General features: G+C 67.2%; 12 protein-coding genes. 4 read left to right on the forward strand and 8 right to left on the reverse strand.

The genetic code is table 11. The annotated features are described in order from the left end of the window. Window positions 1-181 precede the first annotated feature (181 nt). The 4 genes from ACIQBL_RS39425 (at window position 182) to ACIQBL_RS39440 (ending at window position 5,971) form a co-directional block, all read left to right on the forward strand. The gene (locus ACIQBL_RS39425) at window positions 182-1,036 is read left to right on the forward strand and encodes a helix-turn-helix domain-containing protein (RefSeq protein WP_401951297.1); all 855 of its coding nucleotides are present in this window, start codon (window positions 182-184) and stop codon (window positions 1,034-1,036) included. Next, window positions 1,002-1,517: a Uma2 family endonuclease gene (locus tag ACIQBL_RS39430; RefSeq protein WP_401951299.1), complete on the forward strand. Its 516-nt coding sequence runs from the start codon at window positions 1,002-1,004 to the stop codon at window positions 1,515-1,517. Before ACIQBL_RS39425 ends, ACIQBL_RS39430 begins: the two co-directional genes overlap by 35 nt. A gap of 651 nt (window positions 1,518-2,168) precedes the next feature. Next, on the forward strand, window positions 2,169-4,781 hold the full coding sequence (locus ACIQBL_RS39435; RefSeq protein WP_401951301.1) for a hypothetical protein: 2,613 nt from the start codon (window positions 2,169-2,171) through the stop codon (window positions 4,779-4,781). Between the two features lie 17 nt (window positions 4,782-4,798). Further along, entirely contained in the window at window positions 4,799-5,971 is a 1,173-nt protein-coding gene (locus ACIQBL_RS39440) for a hypothetical protein (protein WP_401951303.1), read from the forward strand. Between the two features lie 76 nt (window positions 5,972-6,047). Here ACIQBL_RS39440 and ACIQBL_RS39445 read toward each other — a convergent pair whose 3' ends face one another. The 8 genes from ACIQBL_RS39445 to rpsL all read right to left on the reverse strand — a co-directional run bounded on the left by ACIQBL_RS39445 (window position 6,048) and on the right by rpsL (window position 16,758). After that, window positions 6,048-6,587 carry a hypothetical protein gene (locus tag ACIQBL_RS39445; protein WP_401951306.1) on the reverse strand — a complete coding sequence of 180 codons (540 nt, stop codon included), beginning with the start codon at window positions 6,585-6,587 and terminating at the stop codon, window positions 6,048-6,050. Then, window positions 6,584-8,608: a hypothetical protein gene (locus ACIQBL_RS39450; protein ID WP_401951309.1), complete on the reverse strand. Its 2,025-nt coding sequence runs from the start codon at window positions 8,606-8,608 to the stop codon at window positions 6,584-6,586. Before ACIQBL_RS39450 ends, ACIQBL_RS39445 begins: the two co-directional genes overlap by 4 nt. Window positions 8,609-8,683: 75 nt before the next feature. Next, window positions 8,684-9,073, reverse strand: a complete 390-nt coding sequence (locus tag ACIQBL_RS39455) for a hypothetical protein (protein WP_401951312.1) — start codon at window positions 9,071-9,073, stop codon at window positions 8,684-8,686. Between the two features lie 64 nt (window positions 9,074-9,137). After that, a complete protein-coding gene (locus ACIQBL_RS39460; protein ID WP_401951314.1) occupies window positions 9,138-12,227 on the reverse strand; it encodes a glycosyl hydrolase 115 family protein in 3,090 nt (1,029 codons plus the stop codon). 179 nt (window positions 12,228-12,406) lie between these two features. Then, complete coding sequence (gene tuf, locus ACIQBL_RS39465; protein ID WP_401951317.1) at window positions 12,407-13,600, reverse strand: elongation factor Tu; 1,194 nt, start codon at window positions 13,598-13,600, stop codon at window positions 12,407-12,409. Between the two features lie 143 nt (window positions 13,601-13,743). Beyond that, window positions 13,744-15,873: an elongation factor G gene (gene fusA, locus ACIQBL_RS39470; protein ID WP_401951319.1), complete on the reverse strand. Its 2,130-nt coding sequence runs from the start codon at window positions 15,871-15,873 to the stop codon at window positions 13,744-13,746. Window positions 15,874-15,912: 39 nt separating this feature from the next. After that, window positions 15,913-16,383: a 30S ribosomal protein S7 gene (gene rpsG, locus ACIQBL_RS39475; protein WP_005481264.1), complete on the reverse strand. Its 471-nt coding sequence runs from the start codon at window positions 16,381-16,383 to the stop codon at window positions 15,913-15,915. Window positions 16,384-16,386: 3 nt separating this feature from the next. Further along, window positions 16,387-16,758: a 30S ribosomal protein S12 gene (rpsL, locus tag ACIQBL_RS39480; protein WP_003948652.1), complete on the reverse strand. Its 372-nt coding sequence runs from the start codon at window positions 16,756-16,758 to the stop codon at window positions 16,387-16,389. Window positions 16,759-17,076: the final 318 nt, after the last annotated feature.

Consider the following 17,076-nt stretch of genomic DNA (forward strand, 5'->3'; position numbering starts at 1 on the left):
ACCCTCCCGGCAGCACAGCCCACCGATCACCCATCCGGGTGAACATCGCCAACTGGGCTGGATTCCGAGCGGGTTGCGTGATCTAGGCTCAGCGCAAACAACCCCAGACATACGACGGCCCTCGCCGGGACGGCAATCCCAAGGCGAGGGCCTGACCACCTAGGAAGATTCGAGCTTCCCGATGGATACACGCGACATTACCGCGCCCCCGCGCGCCCAGTCCCGGCACACCGCCGACAAACACCCGAACCAGCGGCACAGCGCACACAGCGGGCTCACACACGACCACACCCGCCACACCACCCGCTTCACGGTGATCGGCAACCACCTCGCCCAGCACCCGGAGTTGTCACTCCTCGCGATCGGGCTGGGCTGTCACATCCAGTCGTTGCCCAAAGGCACCCGCGTCGACATCAAGACCCTCGCCGGCCGCTTTCCCGAGGGCGCGACCCGCATCGCCGCCGCCCTGCGCGAACTGGAAACCCACGGCTATCTGCGCCGCGAACGCCACCGCGTCCCCGACGGCCGCATCGTCACCCGCACGATCTCCTGCAACCAGCCCGGCGGCCGTAGAGACCACACGGAACCCCAGGCGCGACCCAAAGCCGCCAAAGCCCCCCGCAAGGCGCTCCCACCCGTGCCGCGCCCGGCCTACCCGGCCCCCGCCCTTCTCCAGACCGCCACCGACCTGCTCGCGGACCTCCGCCGCCACAGCCCCGACCTCCTCCTGTCGGCCTGCGACACGGCCCACCTCGCCCCAGGAGTCGCGGCCTGGCTGGAGCGAGACGTCAGCCCCGCCGCCGTACGCCACGCCCTGACCACAGACCTGCCACCCGAAGGCCTACGACGGCCAGCAGCCTTCCTGGCCCACCGCCTGACGGCCCAACTCCCGCCCCCACCACCGTTCCGGGCCCCGGCACCACCACCAGCCGTACGGCACCCTCTCCGCAACTGCGACGGCTGCGACCGCGCCTTCCGCTCGCCCACCCCAGGACGCTGCCATGACTGCCGAACCGATCTTCCGGAGGCCGCCTAGCATGAAGGGGACGATCCAGCCGCACGAGCTGACCACGCTGCGTCTTCGCAAGCGCCTGGAGAAGGTCATGCCGGACGAACTGGTCGCTCACACGGGTGCACCGGATGTGGAAGTCGAAGGCGAGGGCATCATGCGCCGTCCCGATGTGATGGTGATCGCGTGGGCGGACATGGACGTGCCAGGTTCGTTCGACCCGCGCACTTTGCTCGCCGCCATCGAAGTCGTCTCCCGCTCCAACCCGGACAACGACTGGGTGGGCAAGATGCGCGACTATCCCCTGATCGGGATCCCCACCTACGCCGTCTTCGACCCACGCACCGGCACGGGCGCCGTCCTCACCGACATCCACGCCACCCCCGACGGCCCCCGCTACGCCACCCGCAAGGACTTCGTCTACGGCGAGGACATCACCATCGCCGAGTGGACCATCTCGACGGAGGGCTTGCCGCGGTATGCGGGGTCTGGCAGCCCAGAGTCCTGAGGGGGGCGGGGAAGAAGGCCCGCAGGAATCCGTACGGATGCTGTTGGCCAATTCCGCCTCGGCGATCCCGGCCACGGTGAGTCCGTACCGGAGATCCGGGATGCTGTCCCCACGAACGTGACACTTCCTCCCCAGAGTGTCACATTCGCGAAACTGGAACCCGCCCCCCGTGGATTCGCCAACAGCGTCGAATCCATAGGGAGCGGTCCCGTAACCCGGGAAACCCAACCGGTGTTCTTGATCGGCCCCCGCCGACGCCGGAAACCTCCTGGCTAGATCCGTCCCACGAGGGCCATGACGGCCATCCAGCCCGCGCGGCTCCCGCACGCGACGAGCAGCGGCGCCCAGCTCTGGGCTCGCCGGGCCCGGACCACCAGCCGTAGGCACTCACTCCAGAACTGCGACAGCTGCGAGCGAGCCTTCCGCGCGCCCGAACCCGGTCGCTGCCGCGACTGCCGACCCGCGCCCCTGACCACCGAGTGGACGATCCCGACTGAGGGCCCGCCGTAGTACCCAGATCAGGACTCCGCGAAACAACGCTGACCGCCCACCGGCACAAACGACCCCGATCCGGCCACAGGGGTACCGATCACCGACGGCGAAGCACAAGACTCCCCGCACACGCCTGAGATGCGTACAACGGGGGAAAAAGTGACTGACCTGTTCCGTTTTGTTGCGCTGCGCGCGCCCGTGCGCACCGCACCCACACATTCCATAGATCTGGCGTCGTCCAGCGCGTTCCAGAAGGCGCTGGCCGGGGCCCGGCAGAGTGAGAGTCCGGTCGACGCCGCGCAGCAGGTGGCCGGGCGGTATCTGATCGGCGACTACGGCCCGGGGTTCATCAAGGAGAGCGACGCGATCCCGGACCAGGGCGCCTACGACAGGCTCACCGCGACCGCCGCCACCGCTCAGCACGCGGCGGACCTGACCGCCGTGATCAAGTCGGGGTTCGGGAAGACGCCGCAGGTCCTGGTCGCCGACGCGGGTTTCAAACTCTTCGTGCAGAACGTGCACGACACGATCGTCGCCCTCTTCCTGCTGCCGGCCACGCGGTCGCACCCGATCAGCGACCTCGCCCAACTCACCCGCCTGACAGCGCTGATCGCACGGGTGGCGGCGGCCGACACCTCGCTGGAGGACGCCGGTGGGATCCAGCGCGCGCTGAGCGAGTCGCTGGTGCTGCCGACCGCGGTGTTCCCGTTGCGGGGCGGCCTGCCGCAGCCGGTCGGCGTCGGGGACCTGCTCGTCGTCAAGCAGCAGCTCACCCGGTACGAGCCCGGGGATGTCGCCAACATCGAGAACATCCTCAAGGGCGAGAAGCGCGAGAAGCTGACGCACCACAACCTGACCCTCGACACGACCGTGGTGACGGAGACCTCGAAGACGACGGAGACGACGACCTCGCTCGACGTCACCGAGCGGTTCGACTTCAAGAACGAGGTGCAGAACACCGTCAGCGAGGACCTGTCCATCAACGGCGGCGTGAACGTCTCCGCGAAGTACGGCGCCGTGGAGATCAACGCGAACGCCAGCGTGGCCTACAAGCTGTCCAAGGAGGAGTCCACCAAGGTCGCGACCGATCACGCCCGGGACGTGACGAACCGGGCCGCGACAAAGGTCACCGAGACCGTGCGGCGGCAGGAGACGACCCGCACCATCGAGGTGCTCAAGGACCGGGAACTCCACTCGTTCGAGAACACCGGCCCGGGCAACGCCAACGTGAGCGGCGTCTACCAGTGGGTGAACAAGGTCTACGAGGCGCAGACCTTCAACTACGGCAGCCGCCTGATGTTCGACCTCACGGTCCCGGAGCCGGCGGCCTTCATCGTCGACGCCACCACCGTGAAGGGCGTCCAGGCGACGATCACACCGCCCGAGCCCTTCGTCGTCGTCAACGACGGTACGGCGACAGCGCATTGGCGCGCGGTCCAGCCCGGCGACCTCGGCCCGGACGGACTCCTCAAGTCGGGTGTCGTCTCCCGGCCGCTCACACCCGCCGACGTGTCCTCGGAGCCCGGCTCGGCCACGTACTACGGCACGTTCATGGGCAAGTACGGCGCCCTGGGGGTCAACGCGCCCCCGGAGCCCTTCACCACCGTCGCGAAGAGCCTCACCGGGAACAAGGACGACCACGACCACCTGGCGGTCGTCGACGATCTGACGATCCCGCAGGGCTACCGGGCGACGGCCATCACCGCCCAGGGCGCCTTCACCCTCTTCGAGGAGGAGGACGGCGACGAGCGGATGTGGGTGTTCGTCGGCAAACACCGCTTCGAGTGCAAGGGCGCCGGCACCCTGCCGCCCGGCGCCGCGCTGCTGCCCGACCCCACCACCACGGTCGTCGACGAGCAGGGCAGCATGCCCATCGCCGTCGAGACCCAGCAGGCGCGGGACTTCGCGGTCACGGTCGAGGTGGCGTGCGTACGGACCGACACCGCGCTGGAGCAGTGGCAGCTCGACACGTACAACTCGCTGGTCAACGCCCACGACAACCTGGTGAGCGGCTACCAGGACAAGGTGAAGGCCCAGGCGGTGCAGGCGGCCACCACCGTCTCGCTCGGCCGCAATCCGGCGCAGAACAGGCTGATCGAGCGCGCGGAACTCAAGAAGGCGTGCATCTCCCTGCTGTCCGGCACCGATCTCTACGACGCGGAGATCGACGACGTCAAGGTGAACGCCACCGCGCCCGCCTTCCCGCGCCCGAACGTTCCGCCGCACTCGAACCAGAACGTCGTCGGCGCCGACCAGGAGGCGTTCATCCGCTTCTTCGAGCAGGCCTTCGAGTGGGAACACATGATGTACGTGTTCTACCCGTACTACTGGGCCCGCCGCGAGACGTGGTACGCCAACGCGCTCGCCGACGACCCCGACCCGCTGTTCGCCGAGTTCCTCAAGGCGGGCGCCGCCCGGGTCGTCGTACCGGTCCGCCCTCAACTCGAAGGCGACGTACGGTACTTCCTCATGGTCGGGCAGATCTGGAACGGCGGGGCCGTGCCGGGCATCACCGACACCGACTACCTCCCGATCACCGAGGAGATCCGCGCCCGCGACGACGCGCCCGGCGACGAGGTGCCGCAGGGCGATCCCTGGGAGGTCTCGCTGCCGACCACCCTCGTCAGGCTCCGGGCGGACGAGACCCTGCCGGAGTGGCGCAAGTTCCAGGTCGACGGCCGTGACTTCTGGGTGCCCGGCCGCATCGTGGCCGGCAAGTGGACCCCCGACTTCGGGAAACTCGACAGCCACGGCAACTGGACCCCTCAGTGAAGGGCCGGTGACCTTTCATGACCGCGAACAGCTACGTCTTCTTCGGCTCGGAGCCGCAGTTCGTCCTTATCGTGGCGGGAATCCACGAGAGCGAGCAGGGCGGCATCGAGGTGGCGCACTGGATCCGGACCAAGCTGGCGGCCCGGAAGAAGCCGACCCGCTTCGGGGCGGTCGTCATCCCCGACGTCTTTCCCGAACGGGGGCTCCTCGCCCGGACCGACGAGTGGAAGCGCGGAGACACGGGCAACACCTGGCGGGAAATCCCGCGCTCCGACGGTCCGGACTTTCACCCCGCCCGCCATTTCCCCCCACCGGGAGAGCCGTTGAGCGCCCTGAAGAAAGGGCTGCTCATCGGCCGGGACGGCACTGCGCTGCGGGAAGGCAAACTGACGCTGCCCCAGTTGCCTGAGATCCGGTACGTCATCCAGTTCGTCGAGCAGTTCCGGCCGATCAGAATCGTCAGCGTCCACGGCACCCATCCGGTGACCAGGGACGAGCTGACGGCCAGAAAGGCCCAGACCGGTATGAGCAACGACGACATCAAGAAGTGGGACGGCGTCTCCGCCATCAAGGGGGTGAACTTCCCGGGCATCTTCGTCGACCCTAGATACCAACTCGGCAAGGACTGCCCCAAGTTCGATCTGGAGATCTGCAAGTTCGACCCCCTCCTGGACCCGGCCTTCCCGGTGCAGAGCGCGGGCAAGGACGGCAAGGGGACGGACCGGCGCTTCGACTCGGCACGCACCCCGGAGGGCAAGGCGGACGACGCTCTCGCCCTCAAGGCCGCACAGGCCATCGCCAAGCTGGACCCGACGCTCGTACGCGGCAATCACGTGGCCGAGGCCGTTCCCGTCGTCCACTACGCCAAGGCGAGCACTACGCCCGAGGCCTTCTCCCTCGGCGACTGGGGACCCGTCGAAGTCCCCTCCTCGAAGGGCCTCGGCGCGCGTCCCGGCGCCCCCGTGTTCACCGTCGAGGTCGACGACAACCAGGAGAGCTGGGCCTTCCTCGACGGGGTTCAGATGATGTCCGAGAAGGGAGAAGCCCTGCTGCAGACCCCGTCGCCGGAGCTGCGGGTGGCCAAGAACCCCGGGCAGAAGATCCTGCCGGCGAAGTTCAAGAAGACACGGTCCGCGCAGCTGCAGGCGTACGCCCAGGGAATCATCGACACCATCCTGGAAGTGCCCTGACAGTAGTCGTCGCCCTGGCTGCGGATACCGCACCGGCCTCCGCAGCCAGGGCCACCACATCGTCATGCCTCGTCTGTCACCCACACCCCAAAGTCTTGAGGGTCGCCGGGAAGTAGGCCCGCATGAACTTCTCAATGTCCTTGCGGTGGGTCTGGTCCGTGAGGGGGATTCGGGGGGCTTGGAGGGTGAGGGTGAAGTAGTTGCCGCCGTTCGTTTTACAGGGGGTGGTCGAGATGGCTCCGTCGGTGCCGACGATTGTCTTGTAGGTGAAGTCGATGCTTCGGGGATCCGTGACCCGCGAGACCGATCCGGTGTTCTGGGCCAAGTACATGAGGTCCGTCGCGCTCTCACGCCATGAGAAGCGGAAGCCCAGCACTACTTTTCGCCCCGACAGCACTAGACAAGGGGCTGTAATCGCCTGGGTACGGTCAACACGATCGTACTCATGCCAGTCTTCTGCAGACGTCACGAGTGGACGTGCAAGATCGGGAGCGATAGGCGTCCCGCAAATCACGTCCGGAATCTCTCCATCGGCGGAACTGCCGCAGGACGCAGCAGAGGTGGACGAGAGGAACAAGGTCACACACGTGAGGCCGATGCGGAGGCGCGCCTTCATTTAGACCGTTCCCCAGACATTCCGGTCGCATGGGCGATCCCGTCCTCAGCCGATCGGCTGATCTCCGCCTGTGGATCGAGGTACAAGCCACCAGCTTGCGGATGCAACTTTCTCCATTCATCAGCAAGAGCCATCAACTGGCCGTTTCTCGCAGAATAAGCGTTGACGTTGTGATCGGCTTGCGCCTGATCAAGTCGACGCTGTTCATCAGCCAGCCACTGATCCGTCACGTAGTCAAAGCCTGTCTGCACATCATCGCTAACTACAGGGATGTAGCTGATCGCCTTGTCGAAGAACGGCTTGGTCTCGAACTCTGCAACCTTCGGATCCCCCTCGGCCTGCACTCGCGCCTCCTCCAGGAAACCGACCGTTCGACCTGCTCGAGTCAGAGATTCGGACGAGTTCGAATGGTCACTATGGATAGCCGACACCATGGCCTGGTTCATCCCGCCGTTCAACGCCCCATACGCCCCCTCGTCCTTTGACACCTGCTTCGCGACTTCGAACAGCTGACTCTGGTCCAAGGGCGAGTCGCGGATTTTGACCTCGCTCATAGCCGCATGCACCGCATCCCCATGATTAACCAGCACATTAGCCATCGGCCTCCTCAACGACGGCGGAAAATCATCCCCACTGTCGGACAAATAAGCCAACGCCGACTTGAACACCGCGTCATTCACCGCCCGATCCCCCACCTGCCCCCCACGCGGATCCGCAGGATCAATCCCCATAGCCCCCGCCTGCAACGCCGCCCCGAACCCCACCCGATCGTCCCCGTCCAACCCGGAAACGTAGTGGCCGCCCTTCGAGACCACGTCCTCATAGAGGGCGACATTCCAGTCACGGTCCTTCATGAGGTATTTCATATGGGCCTCGGAGTGGAGATAACGCGCCGCCTCGGCCGGATCGCGGCTCATGATGCCGAGCATGCCGTCGACGGGGTCGTTCGCGAACCAGCCGTCACGTGCCCCGCTGTAGCCGCCCTTCACCCGCCAGATCCCGGGGTTCTTCTTCTCGGCCGCGATCATGTCGCCGGTGAGGTCCTCGACCATCCCGGGGGCGTACCCGTGGCCCTTCTGCATCAGCGTGACAAGCGACTGGTAGCCGACGGCCTTGTCGAGGTGCAGGCCCTGCGCGTCGTTGGCGTAGTGCGCAATGCCGGCGTGCCGCATACCGGTACGCCACCTCCGGTACCAGTCGGACTTCGGATGCTTCGTCGCCGTAGCGAGCGTGTTCGCCAGGCCCGCCTCGATCGTCGAGTAGGTGCCCGCGGTGCCCGCCCCGGCGCCGCCCTGGACGTGGATGCGGTCGTTCAGCTCGTTCGTGAGCTGGATCGTGCCGGCCGGACCCAGGTCGTCCAGCAGCATCCGCGAGAACGCCTCGTCACCGCTGTTGTCGCGGAACGACCGCTCCAGTTCGACCAGTTGAGCATCCGTCAGTTGGCCACCCCTGGCCAGTTTCTCCAGGTACGTCTCCGCCTTCTCCGCCTCGTACTGTTCGACGTCGCCCCTCGCCCTGCCGTTGAAACCCCGGCCGCCGGCCAGCAGTTCCGAGTCGACGACGACCCCCGCCAGGGCGATCCGGACACCCGTGTCCGCGTCCGACACATCGCGTACGGCCTTGTCGATGCGGTCCTGCCACGGCCGCACGGCATGGGGATCGCCGGGGGTGTCCGGCTGGTCCGGGCCGGGGCTCACCACGCCCTGTTCCGAGACCGTCATGCCCGCCCTGACCGCGTCCCACCGCGCCGCCACCACCCCGCCCCGCAGCTCCACGAACCGGTCGTGCGCGTCCCGCAACAGCGACGCGACGGCCTTGGCCTCCGTCCGCGCGTACTGGAACTCCTTGAGCGTGGTGTCGAAGCGGGCGTTCGCCGCGTCGGCGCTGAGCCCGGTCCACGACGTGCCCATGGAGATGCCGTGCACATCACGCCGGTACGCCGTCTCCTGTTTCTCGAACTCACCCGCCATACCGTCCCAGCGCTCGGCGGCCGTGGTCAGCGTCGCCAGGTCGGTGGTCATGATCTCGTGATACGTCGGCATGCGCTCAGTACCTCAGTCCCCAGTACGCCAGTCCCCCTGACCCCCGGCAATCCATCAGTACGTGTCCAGCGAGGACCGCTCCCGCACCGCCGACCCCACCGCCAGGTCCGTACGCGTCAGCACCGCGCTCCCGCTCCGCAGCGCGTCCTTCTCCGCGCCGAGCCGGTCCATCAGGTTCTTCACCTGGTCCACCCATGCCCCGTGCGCCTTCTGGAGAGCGGCCGAGGTGAGCCACCCGTCCCCGTCCTTCGCGGCGAACTCCCTTACGGCGGCGCCCATTTCCTCCTCCGCCCAACGCCCCGCCGCACGCGTGTCGGGCCCGATGTGCTCCTCGATCGCCCGCGCCGCCGCCCGCTTCTCCCCCGGCGAGGAGGCCAGATCCCTCCTCGCTGCGGAAACCCCCAACTCGCCCGGCACACCCGACACACCCAGCACACTCGGCACACCCGCCGCCCTCGACCCGCTCGACCCGCTCGGCCGACTCCGCACGCCCACTACGCCCCCTTCGCTACACACGCCGACTCTCCAACGGCCCCAGGTACAGCGCCGGCAGACCCCCCGTGTCGATCACGAGCCGCTGCAGCACCACCGTCGGGTCCACCATCCAGAACTTCAACCGGTGGACCCCGGCCTTCGTCACGGAGTGTTTCGTCGCCGTCGCGTTGACGTTGTCGGAGGTGTTGCGGGCCCACACCGCGTTCAACAGCCCGTCATCCGCACCGGCGTTGATGTCGACGGTCTCGACCGGCCCCTCGTCGAGGGAGACGCCGTAGCGCAGCCCGCCCGTCGGCAACGCAGGGTTACGAGGGGACAGATACGCCCACACCGTCATCTCACCCCCCGAAGGCACCGACACCAGGCTCACCTCGTACTCCAACCGAGGCGAACCCACCCCGCCCGGCGTCTGCCTGGGCAGCGTCACCGGCCACGGCGTCACGCCTGCCCCCGTACGCCCGATGCCCTCGATACGACGCCACCCGCCGACCGCCCGGTCGTAGTGCTCCGCGTCGATCGCCACATAACCGCCCGCCTCCACGAACCCCCGCAGCCCCCGGCCCGACGGCTTCTCGGCGACACAGGCGACAGTCACCGACGCCCCCGCACCGGTCACCGTCAACGCCCCCTCCACCCGCCCGACCGGCACCCGGGCCCAGTCCACCCCCACCTCCACCCGCACCTGCCGCTCGACCCGCCCCCGCGGCCGGTCCACCACCAACCACGGCACCGACGACGTGTCGATCCGGTAGTCGAAGGCCGTACGCCCCCGGTTGAACACCTCGACGAACTGCTGCGGACGCGTCTGACACGGACTGAACGCGGGCAGTACGGCCGCCACCCCCGACGCACCCCCTGGCCACCACACCCCCGCACCCGACTCCGCACCCGCACCCACCTCCGACGCACCGTCCACCGCCACCCCCAACCCCGCTCCCTCCGGCACCTCAATCCGCCGCACCGCCGGAAACAGCACATCCGGCAACGCCACGTTGTTCTTCTCCGGCTGCTGCCACCCGGCGTTGGGCCCGTACCGCTCCACATCCCCGTAGTCGATGTGCGGCTGTGTCTGGAAGCCGCGCCACTTCCCGCCCGCCACCGCCGAGTTGAAGCGTTCGGCCAACGCGAGGTCCGCCGCCAGACCCGCCTCCGCCGCGTCCGCGAGGTCGTTCGTCGCGGCCCGGCCCTGCGCCGCGTAGAGCAGGTTCGTGAACTCGGCCGACCGCAGCGCGTACAGGTTGGCGGTCGCCAGCACCTCGTACCCGACGAGTTCGAACCACGCGTCCCGCACCCCGCCCCCCGGCAACCGCCTCCCGATCCGCTCCGCCCGCCGCCCCAGCTCCCGCCACTCCTCCGTGACCCGCTCCAACTCCCGGTGCCCGAAGGCGAACGGCGTCCGCTGGTCGTCGTAGACCACCCGGCCGTCGACGAGAGTGATCCGCCGGTTCAGCAACTCCGGTTTGCGGCGCGCCTGCAACTGCCCGTACTCCGCCAGGACTTCGGAGATCGCGACAGCCTCCGCCGCTCCGAAGTTCTGCCGCGCGTACCGGAGTTCCCAGCCGGACAGCTCATCGGCATCCCAACCCTCCGGATTCCAGGCGTAGTTGAGGAAGAACTCGGTCGGCAGTTCGTTGCCCTTGAGGTCGCCCACGTTCGCGACCCACAGCCCCCGGTTCCCGTACGCGTACGCCGCGTGCAGCTGCTCCCACACGTTCCGCAGGTTCGCCGTGTCCACCCACTTGTAGTTCCGTCCGGCGCCCACATAGTCGAAGTGGTAGTACAGCCCGTAACCCCCGGCCCGCTCCCCCGCCGCCACCTCCGGATGCTTACGGATGTTCCCCCAGTTGTCGTCCGTGAGGACGACCGTGACGTCGTCCGGCGCCCTCAACCCCCGGTCCCAGTACCGCTGCACCTCCTTGTACAGCGTCCACACCTGCGGGGTCTCGGCCGCCGGCCGCCCCGTCACCTCCTCGATGATCCTTCGCTGCGCCGCGATGATCTCCCGCATCAGCTCGATGCCGTCGCCGTCGGGGAGGCTCGTGTCGCCGTTCCCGCGCATGCCGAGCGTGACGACTCCCTCGAAGCCCTGGTCGACCATGCGCTGCACGCCGGCCCGCCAATAGGCCCGGATCGCCTGGGAGTTCAGCCGGTACGACCACTCGCCCGTCCCGCCGTACGGATCGTGGCCCGGTGTCACGATCGCGCCGGAGGAGTCCCGGACGGCGGCCACGGCATGCCGGTTCCACTCCTCGATGCCCCGCATCATCGGCGCCTCGTGCGACGTGCCCATGACAACGCCATATGCTGCGGCCCGCCTGTGGTTCTCCGGGTCGTCCTCCGCGAAGGCCCGGCCCCACACCGCCGGCCAGAGGTAGTTCCCCTTCAGGCGCAGCAGCACCTCGAAGACCCGGCCGTAGAAGTCCGCGGTGAAGCCGCCCGGATACCCCGGCGCCTTGCCCGGCCCGAAGTACGCCGGCGCCCATGTCCCCAGCGCCGGGTTCTCGTCGTTGATGAAGAAACCCCGGTACTTCACCACCGGCGTGCCCTGCGAGTACCGCCCGGGCAGCACCCACACCTCGTCCCGACGCGTCGGCGGTACGTCGTCCCACCAGTGCCAGGGCGAGACCCCGATGCCGTACGACACGTCGTACGCACCGAAGATCGTGCCGCGCGGGTCGCTCCCCGCGACGACGAACGCCCGGTCCACGCCCGGCATCGGACGCTCGACCACGGTCTGGAGCGAGGTCTCCCACCGGCCGCGGATCCCGGACACGTCCAGTTTCCCGGCGGCCACCAGCCCGTCGATCAGCGCGCTGCGGCCGATCGTGCCGACGAGAACCACCAAGCGGGCGGGCGCGCTTCCGGGGCGTACGCCGGTGACGCGTTCGATGTCGTCGCGCAGATCCCCTGCCACCCGTACGACTCCGGGGTGATCGTCGGGGTCCACCACGACAGGGGCTCCGATCAGAGGGAAGGCACCCGTCGTACGCGAGAAGGAGATGTACGTACCCGCCGCCGTGGACCGCGGGAACCCCGACGACAGCACCGGCACCGCGGCGAGTCCCGCACCCAGAACGGCTCTTCGACTGACGGACGCAGACATGGCACACCCCTCCACACCCAATTTGGTCAGCGGCATGACAAATGGTGGGACGAGTGGCGGGAGGGAACAACAGGTCGTACCCGCCGAATACTTTCGTAACAGCAAAGGGGCCCGTACGACCGAAGTCGTACGGGCCCCTTCGAGACCTACCGGTCAGAGACCGGTCGGATCAGCCAAGACTACTTGTTGATCTTGGTGACCTGGCCGGCGCCCACCGTGCGACCACCCTCGCGGATGGCGAACTTCAGGCCCTCTTCCATGGCGACGGGCTGGATGAGCGAAACGGTCATCTCAGTGTTGTCGCCCGGCATGACCATCTCGGTGCCCTCGGGGAGGGTCACGACGCCGGTCACGTCCGTGGTGCGGAAGTAGAACTGGGGACGGTAGTTGTTGAAGAACGGCGTGTGACGGCCACCCTCGTCCTTGGACAGGATGTACGCCTGGGCCTCGAACTCCGTGTGGGGAGTGACCGAGCCGGGCTTGATGATGACCTGGCCGCGCTCGACGTCCTCGCGCTTGATGCCACGGAGGAGGAGGCCGACGTTCTCGCCCGCCTGGCCCTCGTCGAGCAGCTTGCGGAACATCTCGATGCCGGTGACCGTGGTGGTGGTCTTCTCCTGCTTGATGCCGATGATGTCAACGGTCTCGTTGACCTTCAGGACACCACGCTCGATACGGCCGGTGACGACCGTACCGCGACCGGTGATCGTGAAGACGTCCTCGACGGGCATGAGGAACGGCTTCTCGGTGTCACGCGGCGGGGTCGGGATCGACTCGTCGACGGCGGCCATCAGGTCGAGGACCGTCTGGCCCCACTCCTTGTCGCCCTCGAGCGCCTTGAGCGCCGAGACCTTGACGACCGGCAGGTCGTCGCCCGGGAACTCGTACTCGGAGAGGAGCTCACGGACCTCGAGCTCGACGAGCTCCAGGATCTCCTCGTCGTCCACCATGTCGGCCTTGTTCAGGGCGACGACGATGTACGGAACGCCGACCTGGCGGGCCAGGAGCACGTGCTCCTTGGTCTGCGGCATCGGGCCGTCGGTGGCGGCCACCACGAGGATCGCGCCGTCCATCTGCGCGGCACCCGTGATCATGTTCTTGATGTAGTCCGCGTGACCGGGGCAGTCGACGTGGGCGTAGTGACGCGTCTCGGTCTGGTACTCGACGTGCGCGATCGAGATCGTGATACCGCGCTGGCGCTCCTCAGGAGCCTTGTCGATCTGGTCGAAGGCCGAGGCCTCGTTCAGGTCCGGGTACGCGTCGTGCAGCACCTTGGTAATGGCGGCCGTGAGGGTCGTCTTACCGTGGTCGATGTGACCGATGGTGCCGATGTTGACGTGCGGCTTAGTCCGCTCGAACTTCGCCTTCGCCACTGGGTCCTCCTGTGGAGTGGTTCTGGTACGCCTTACTCATCGGCGCCAGGTGATCTTTGCTGGGATGCCGCCCGCCGGGGTTCTGCCCTCCCGGGTGAGCCCCGGCGGTCGGTGTCAAGCCTAAAGCGTGCAAACGGTGTGTGTTACTCGCCCTTGGCCTTCGCGATGATCTCCTCGGCGACGTTCCGGGGAACCTCGGCGTAGGAGTCGAACTGCATCGAGTAGCTTGCGCGACCCGAGGTCTTGCTGCGGAGGTCGCCGACGTAGCCGAACATCTCCGAGAGGGGCACGAGGCCCTTCACGACGCGCGCACCGGCACGCTCCTCCATGGCCTGGATCTGGCCACGGCGGGAGTTGATGTCGCCGATGACCTCACCCATGTAGTCCTCGGGCGTGGTGACCTCGACGGCCATCATCGGTTCGAGGAGCACGGGGGACGCCTTGCGCGCGGCCTCCTTGAAGGCCTGCGATCCGGCGATCTTGAACGCGAGCTCGGAGGAGTCGACCTCGTGGTAGGCACCGTCGAGAAGCGTGACGCGGACGCCCGTCATCTCGTACCCGGCGAGGATGCCGAACTGCATGGCCTCCTGCGCACCGGCGTCCACCGACGGGATGTACTCCCGCGGGATACGGCCACCGGTGACCTTGTTCACGAACTCGTACGCCGGGCCGTCGGACTCGGTGATCGGCTCGATCGCGATCTGCACCTTGGCGAACTGACCGGTACCACCGGTCTGCTTCTTGTGGGTGTAGTCCACGCGCTCGACGGCCTTGCGGATCGTCTCACGGTACGCGACCTGCGGCTTGCCGACGTTGGCCTCGACCTTGAACTCGCGCTTCATACGGTCGACCAGCACCTCGAGGTGCAGCTCGCCCATACCGCCGAGGATGGTCTGGCCCGTCTCCTCGTCCGAGTGGACGTGGAAGGAGGGGTCCTCCTCCGCGAGACGCTGGATGGCGATACCCAGCTTCTCCTGGTCACCCTTGGACTTGGGCTCGATGGCGACCTGGATGACCGGCGCCGGGAAGTCCATGGACTCCAGGATGACCGGGTTCTTGTCGTCGCACAGCGTCTCACCGGTGGTGGTCTGCTTCAGGCCCATGACGGCGACGATGTCGCCGGCGCCCACCGCCTCGATCTCCTCACGCTTGTTCGCGTGCATGCGGTAGATCTTGCCGATGCGCTCCTTCTTGCCCTTGACGGAGTTCAGCACCGCGGTGCCGGTCTCCAGGCGGCCCGAGTAAACCCGGACGAAGGTGAGCTTGCCCAGGTGCGGGTCGCTCATGATCTTGAACGCGAGCGCGGACAGCGGCTCGTCCACGGACGGCTTGCGCTTGACGACGACCTCGGGGTCCTTGACGTCGTGGCCTTCGATGGCCTCGACGTCGAGGGGGGTCGGCAGGTAGCGCACGACCGCGTCGAGCAGGGGCTGGACGCCCTTGTTCTTGAACGCGGTGCCACAGAACACCGGGGTGACGGTGATGCCGTTGGACTTGCCGGACGCGATGGTGACGCGACGGATCGCGGCGTACAGCTGCTCCTCGGTGGGCTCCTGGCCCTCCAGGAACAGCTCCATGATCTCGTCGTCGTTCTCCGCGACGGCCTCGACGAGCTTGCCGCGGTACTCCTCGGCGGCCTCGGCGTGCGTGGCCGGGATGTCGACGACGTCGTACATCTCGCCCTTGGCCGCCTCGGCGGACCACACGAGCGCCTTCATGCGGACCAGGTCCACAACGCCCTTGAAGTCCATCTCGGCACCGATCGGAAGCTGCATGATCAGCGGAACCGCACCGAGGCGGTCCTTGATCATGTCGACGCAGCGGTGGAACTCCGCGCCGGTCCGGTCGAGCTTGTTGACGAAGCAGATGCGCGGCACGCCGTAACGGTCGGCCTGACGCCACACCGTCTCGGACTGCGGCTCGACACCGGCGACACCGTCGAACACGGTGACGGCACCGTCGAGGACGCGCAGCGAGCGCTCTACCTCAACGGTGAAGTCGACGTGCCCGGGGGTGTCGATGATGTTGATGGTGTAGTCGTTGTCCTCAAGCGGCCAGTGACAGGTGGTGGCAGCAGAGGTGATCGTGATGCCACGCTCCTGCTCCTGCTCCATCCAGTCCATGGTGGCGGCGCCGTCGTGGACTTCACCGATCTTGTAGCTGACGCCGGTGTAGAAGAGGATCCGCTCAGTGGTGGTCGTCTTGCCCGCGTCGATGTGAGCCATGATCCCGATGTTGCGGACCCTGGCCAGGTCAAGTGAAGTGGTAGCCATAAGGCTTCGGTCTTCTCTCGGTCTCGTCGTGGGTAGCGACTACCAGCGGTAGTGCGCGAAGGCCTTGTTGGACTCGGCCATCTTGTGGGTGTCCTCGCGCTTCTTGACGGCCGCACCGAGGCCGTTCGAAGCGTCGAGAAGCTCGTTGAGCAGACGCTCGGTCATGGTCTTCTCGCGACGGGCGCGGGAGTAGCCGACCAGCCAGCGCAGCGCGAGCGTGTTGGCGCGACCGGGCTTGACCTCGATCGGAACCTGGTACGTCGCACCACCGACACGGCGGGACTTGACCTCAAGCGTGGGCTTGATGTTCTCCAGGGCGCGCTTCAGCGTGATGACCGGGTCGTTGCTGGTCTTCTCGCGCAGGCCCTCCATGGCGCCGTACACGATGCGCTCGGCGGTGGAGCGCTTGCCGTTCAGCAGCACCTTGTTGATCAGGGAGGTGACAAGAGGAGAACCGTAGACCGGGTCGATGATGACCGGGCGCTTCGGGGCGGGGCCCTTACGAGGCATTTTCTACTTCTCCTTCTTGGCGCCGTAGCGGCTGCGGGCCTGCTTGCGGTTCTTGACACCCTGGGTGTCGAGCGAACCGCGGATGATCTTGTAGCGAACACCGGGCAGGTCCTTCACACGGCCGCCGCGCACGAGCACGATGGAGTGCTCCTGCAGGTTGTGTCCCTCACCCGGAATGTAAGCGGTGACCTCGATCCCGCTGGTCAGACGCACACGCGCGACCTTACGCAGGGCCGAGTTCGGCTTCTTCGGGGTGGTCGTGAACACACGCGTGCAGACGCCACGACGCTGAGGGGAACCCTCGAGTGCGGGCGTCTTGTTCTTCTCGACCTTGTCCTGCCGGCCCTTCCGGACCAGCTGCTGGATCGTAGGCACTACTTCTCCGGTTTCTGTGTGCCGATGGTGAAGCTAACCTGGAACGTCGCCGACCCACGCGGTCGGGTGTGTCGTATCCCGCAGACTTTCGCCGGTAAGCAAAAGGGGCGCAGATCGCGGTGGCCGGTGTCGGCTCCCTTAGTGCGGTTCAAGGCACGCACGGGAGCCAGGGCACACCCCAGGCACAAGGTCTGAGCGTACCTACCTCATTCGCTGCGGTCAAAACAAATGGGTGGCACCCACGTCCCGGCACGAAACATGCCGAAGCCGCACACCGTCCGCGATCTTCGAATCTACGGCCGCCGGGCCGCTCCGAGC

This window comes from Streptomyces sp. NPDC088350, assembly GCF_044753545.1.
Classification (GTDB): Bacteria; Actinomycetota; Actinomycetes; order Streptomycetales; family Streptomycetaceae; genus Streptomyces.

Excerpts from the sequence above, each read along its gene's own strand:
- ACIQBL_RS39450 (WP_401951309.1), bottom strand. The coding sequence starts at position 8,608 with ATGACCACCGACCTGGCGACGCTGACCACGGCCGCCGAGCGCTGGGAC.
- ACIQBL_RS39440 (WP_401951303.1), top strand. The coding sequence starts at position 4,799 with ATGACCGCGAACAGCTACGTCTTCTTCGGCTCGGAGCCGCAGTTCGTC.
- ACIQBL_RS39445 (WP_401951306.1), bottom strand. The coding sequence starts at position 6,587 with ATGAAGGCGCGCCTCCGCATCGGCCTCACGTGTGTGACCTTGTTCCTC.
- ACIQBL_RS39460 (WP_401951314.1), bottom strand. The coding sequence starts at position 12,227 with ATGTCTGCGTCCGTCAGTCGAAGAGCCGTTCTGGGTGCGGGACTCGCC.
- rpsG (WP_005481264.1), bottom strand. The coding sequence starts at position 16,383 with ATGCCTCGTAAGGGCCCCGCCCCGAAGCGCCCGGTCATCATCGACCCG.
- ACIQBL_RS39425 (WP_401951297.1), top strand. The coding sequence starts at position 182 with ATGGATACACGCGACATTACCGCGCCCCCGCGCGCCCAGTCCCGGCAC.
- fusA (WP_401951319.1), bottom strand. The coding sequence starts at position 15,873 with ATGGCTACCACTTCACTTGACCTGGCCAGGGTCCGCAACATCGGGATC.
- ACIQBL_RS39430 (WP_401951299.1), top strand. The coding sequence starts at position 1,002 with ATGACTGCCGAACCGATCTTCCGGAGGCCGCCTAGCATGAAGGGGACG.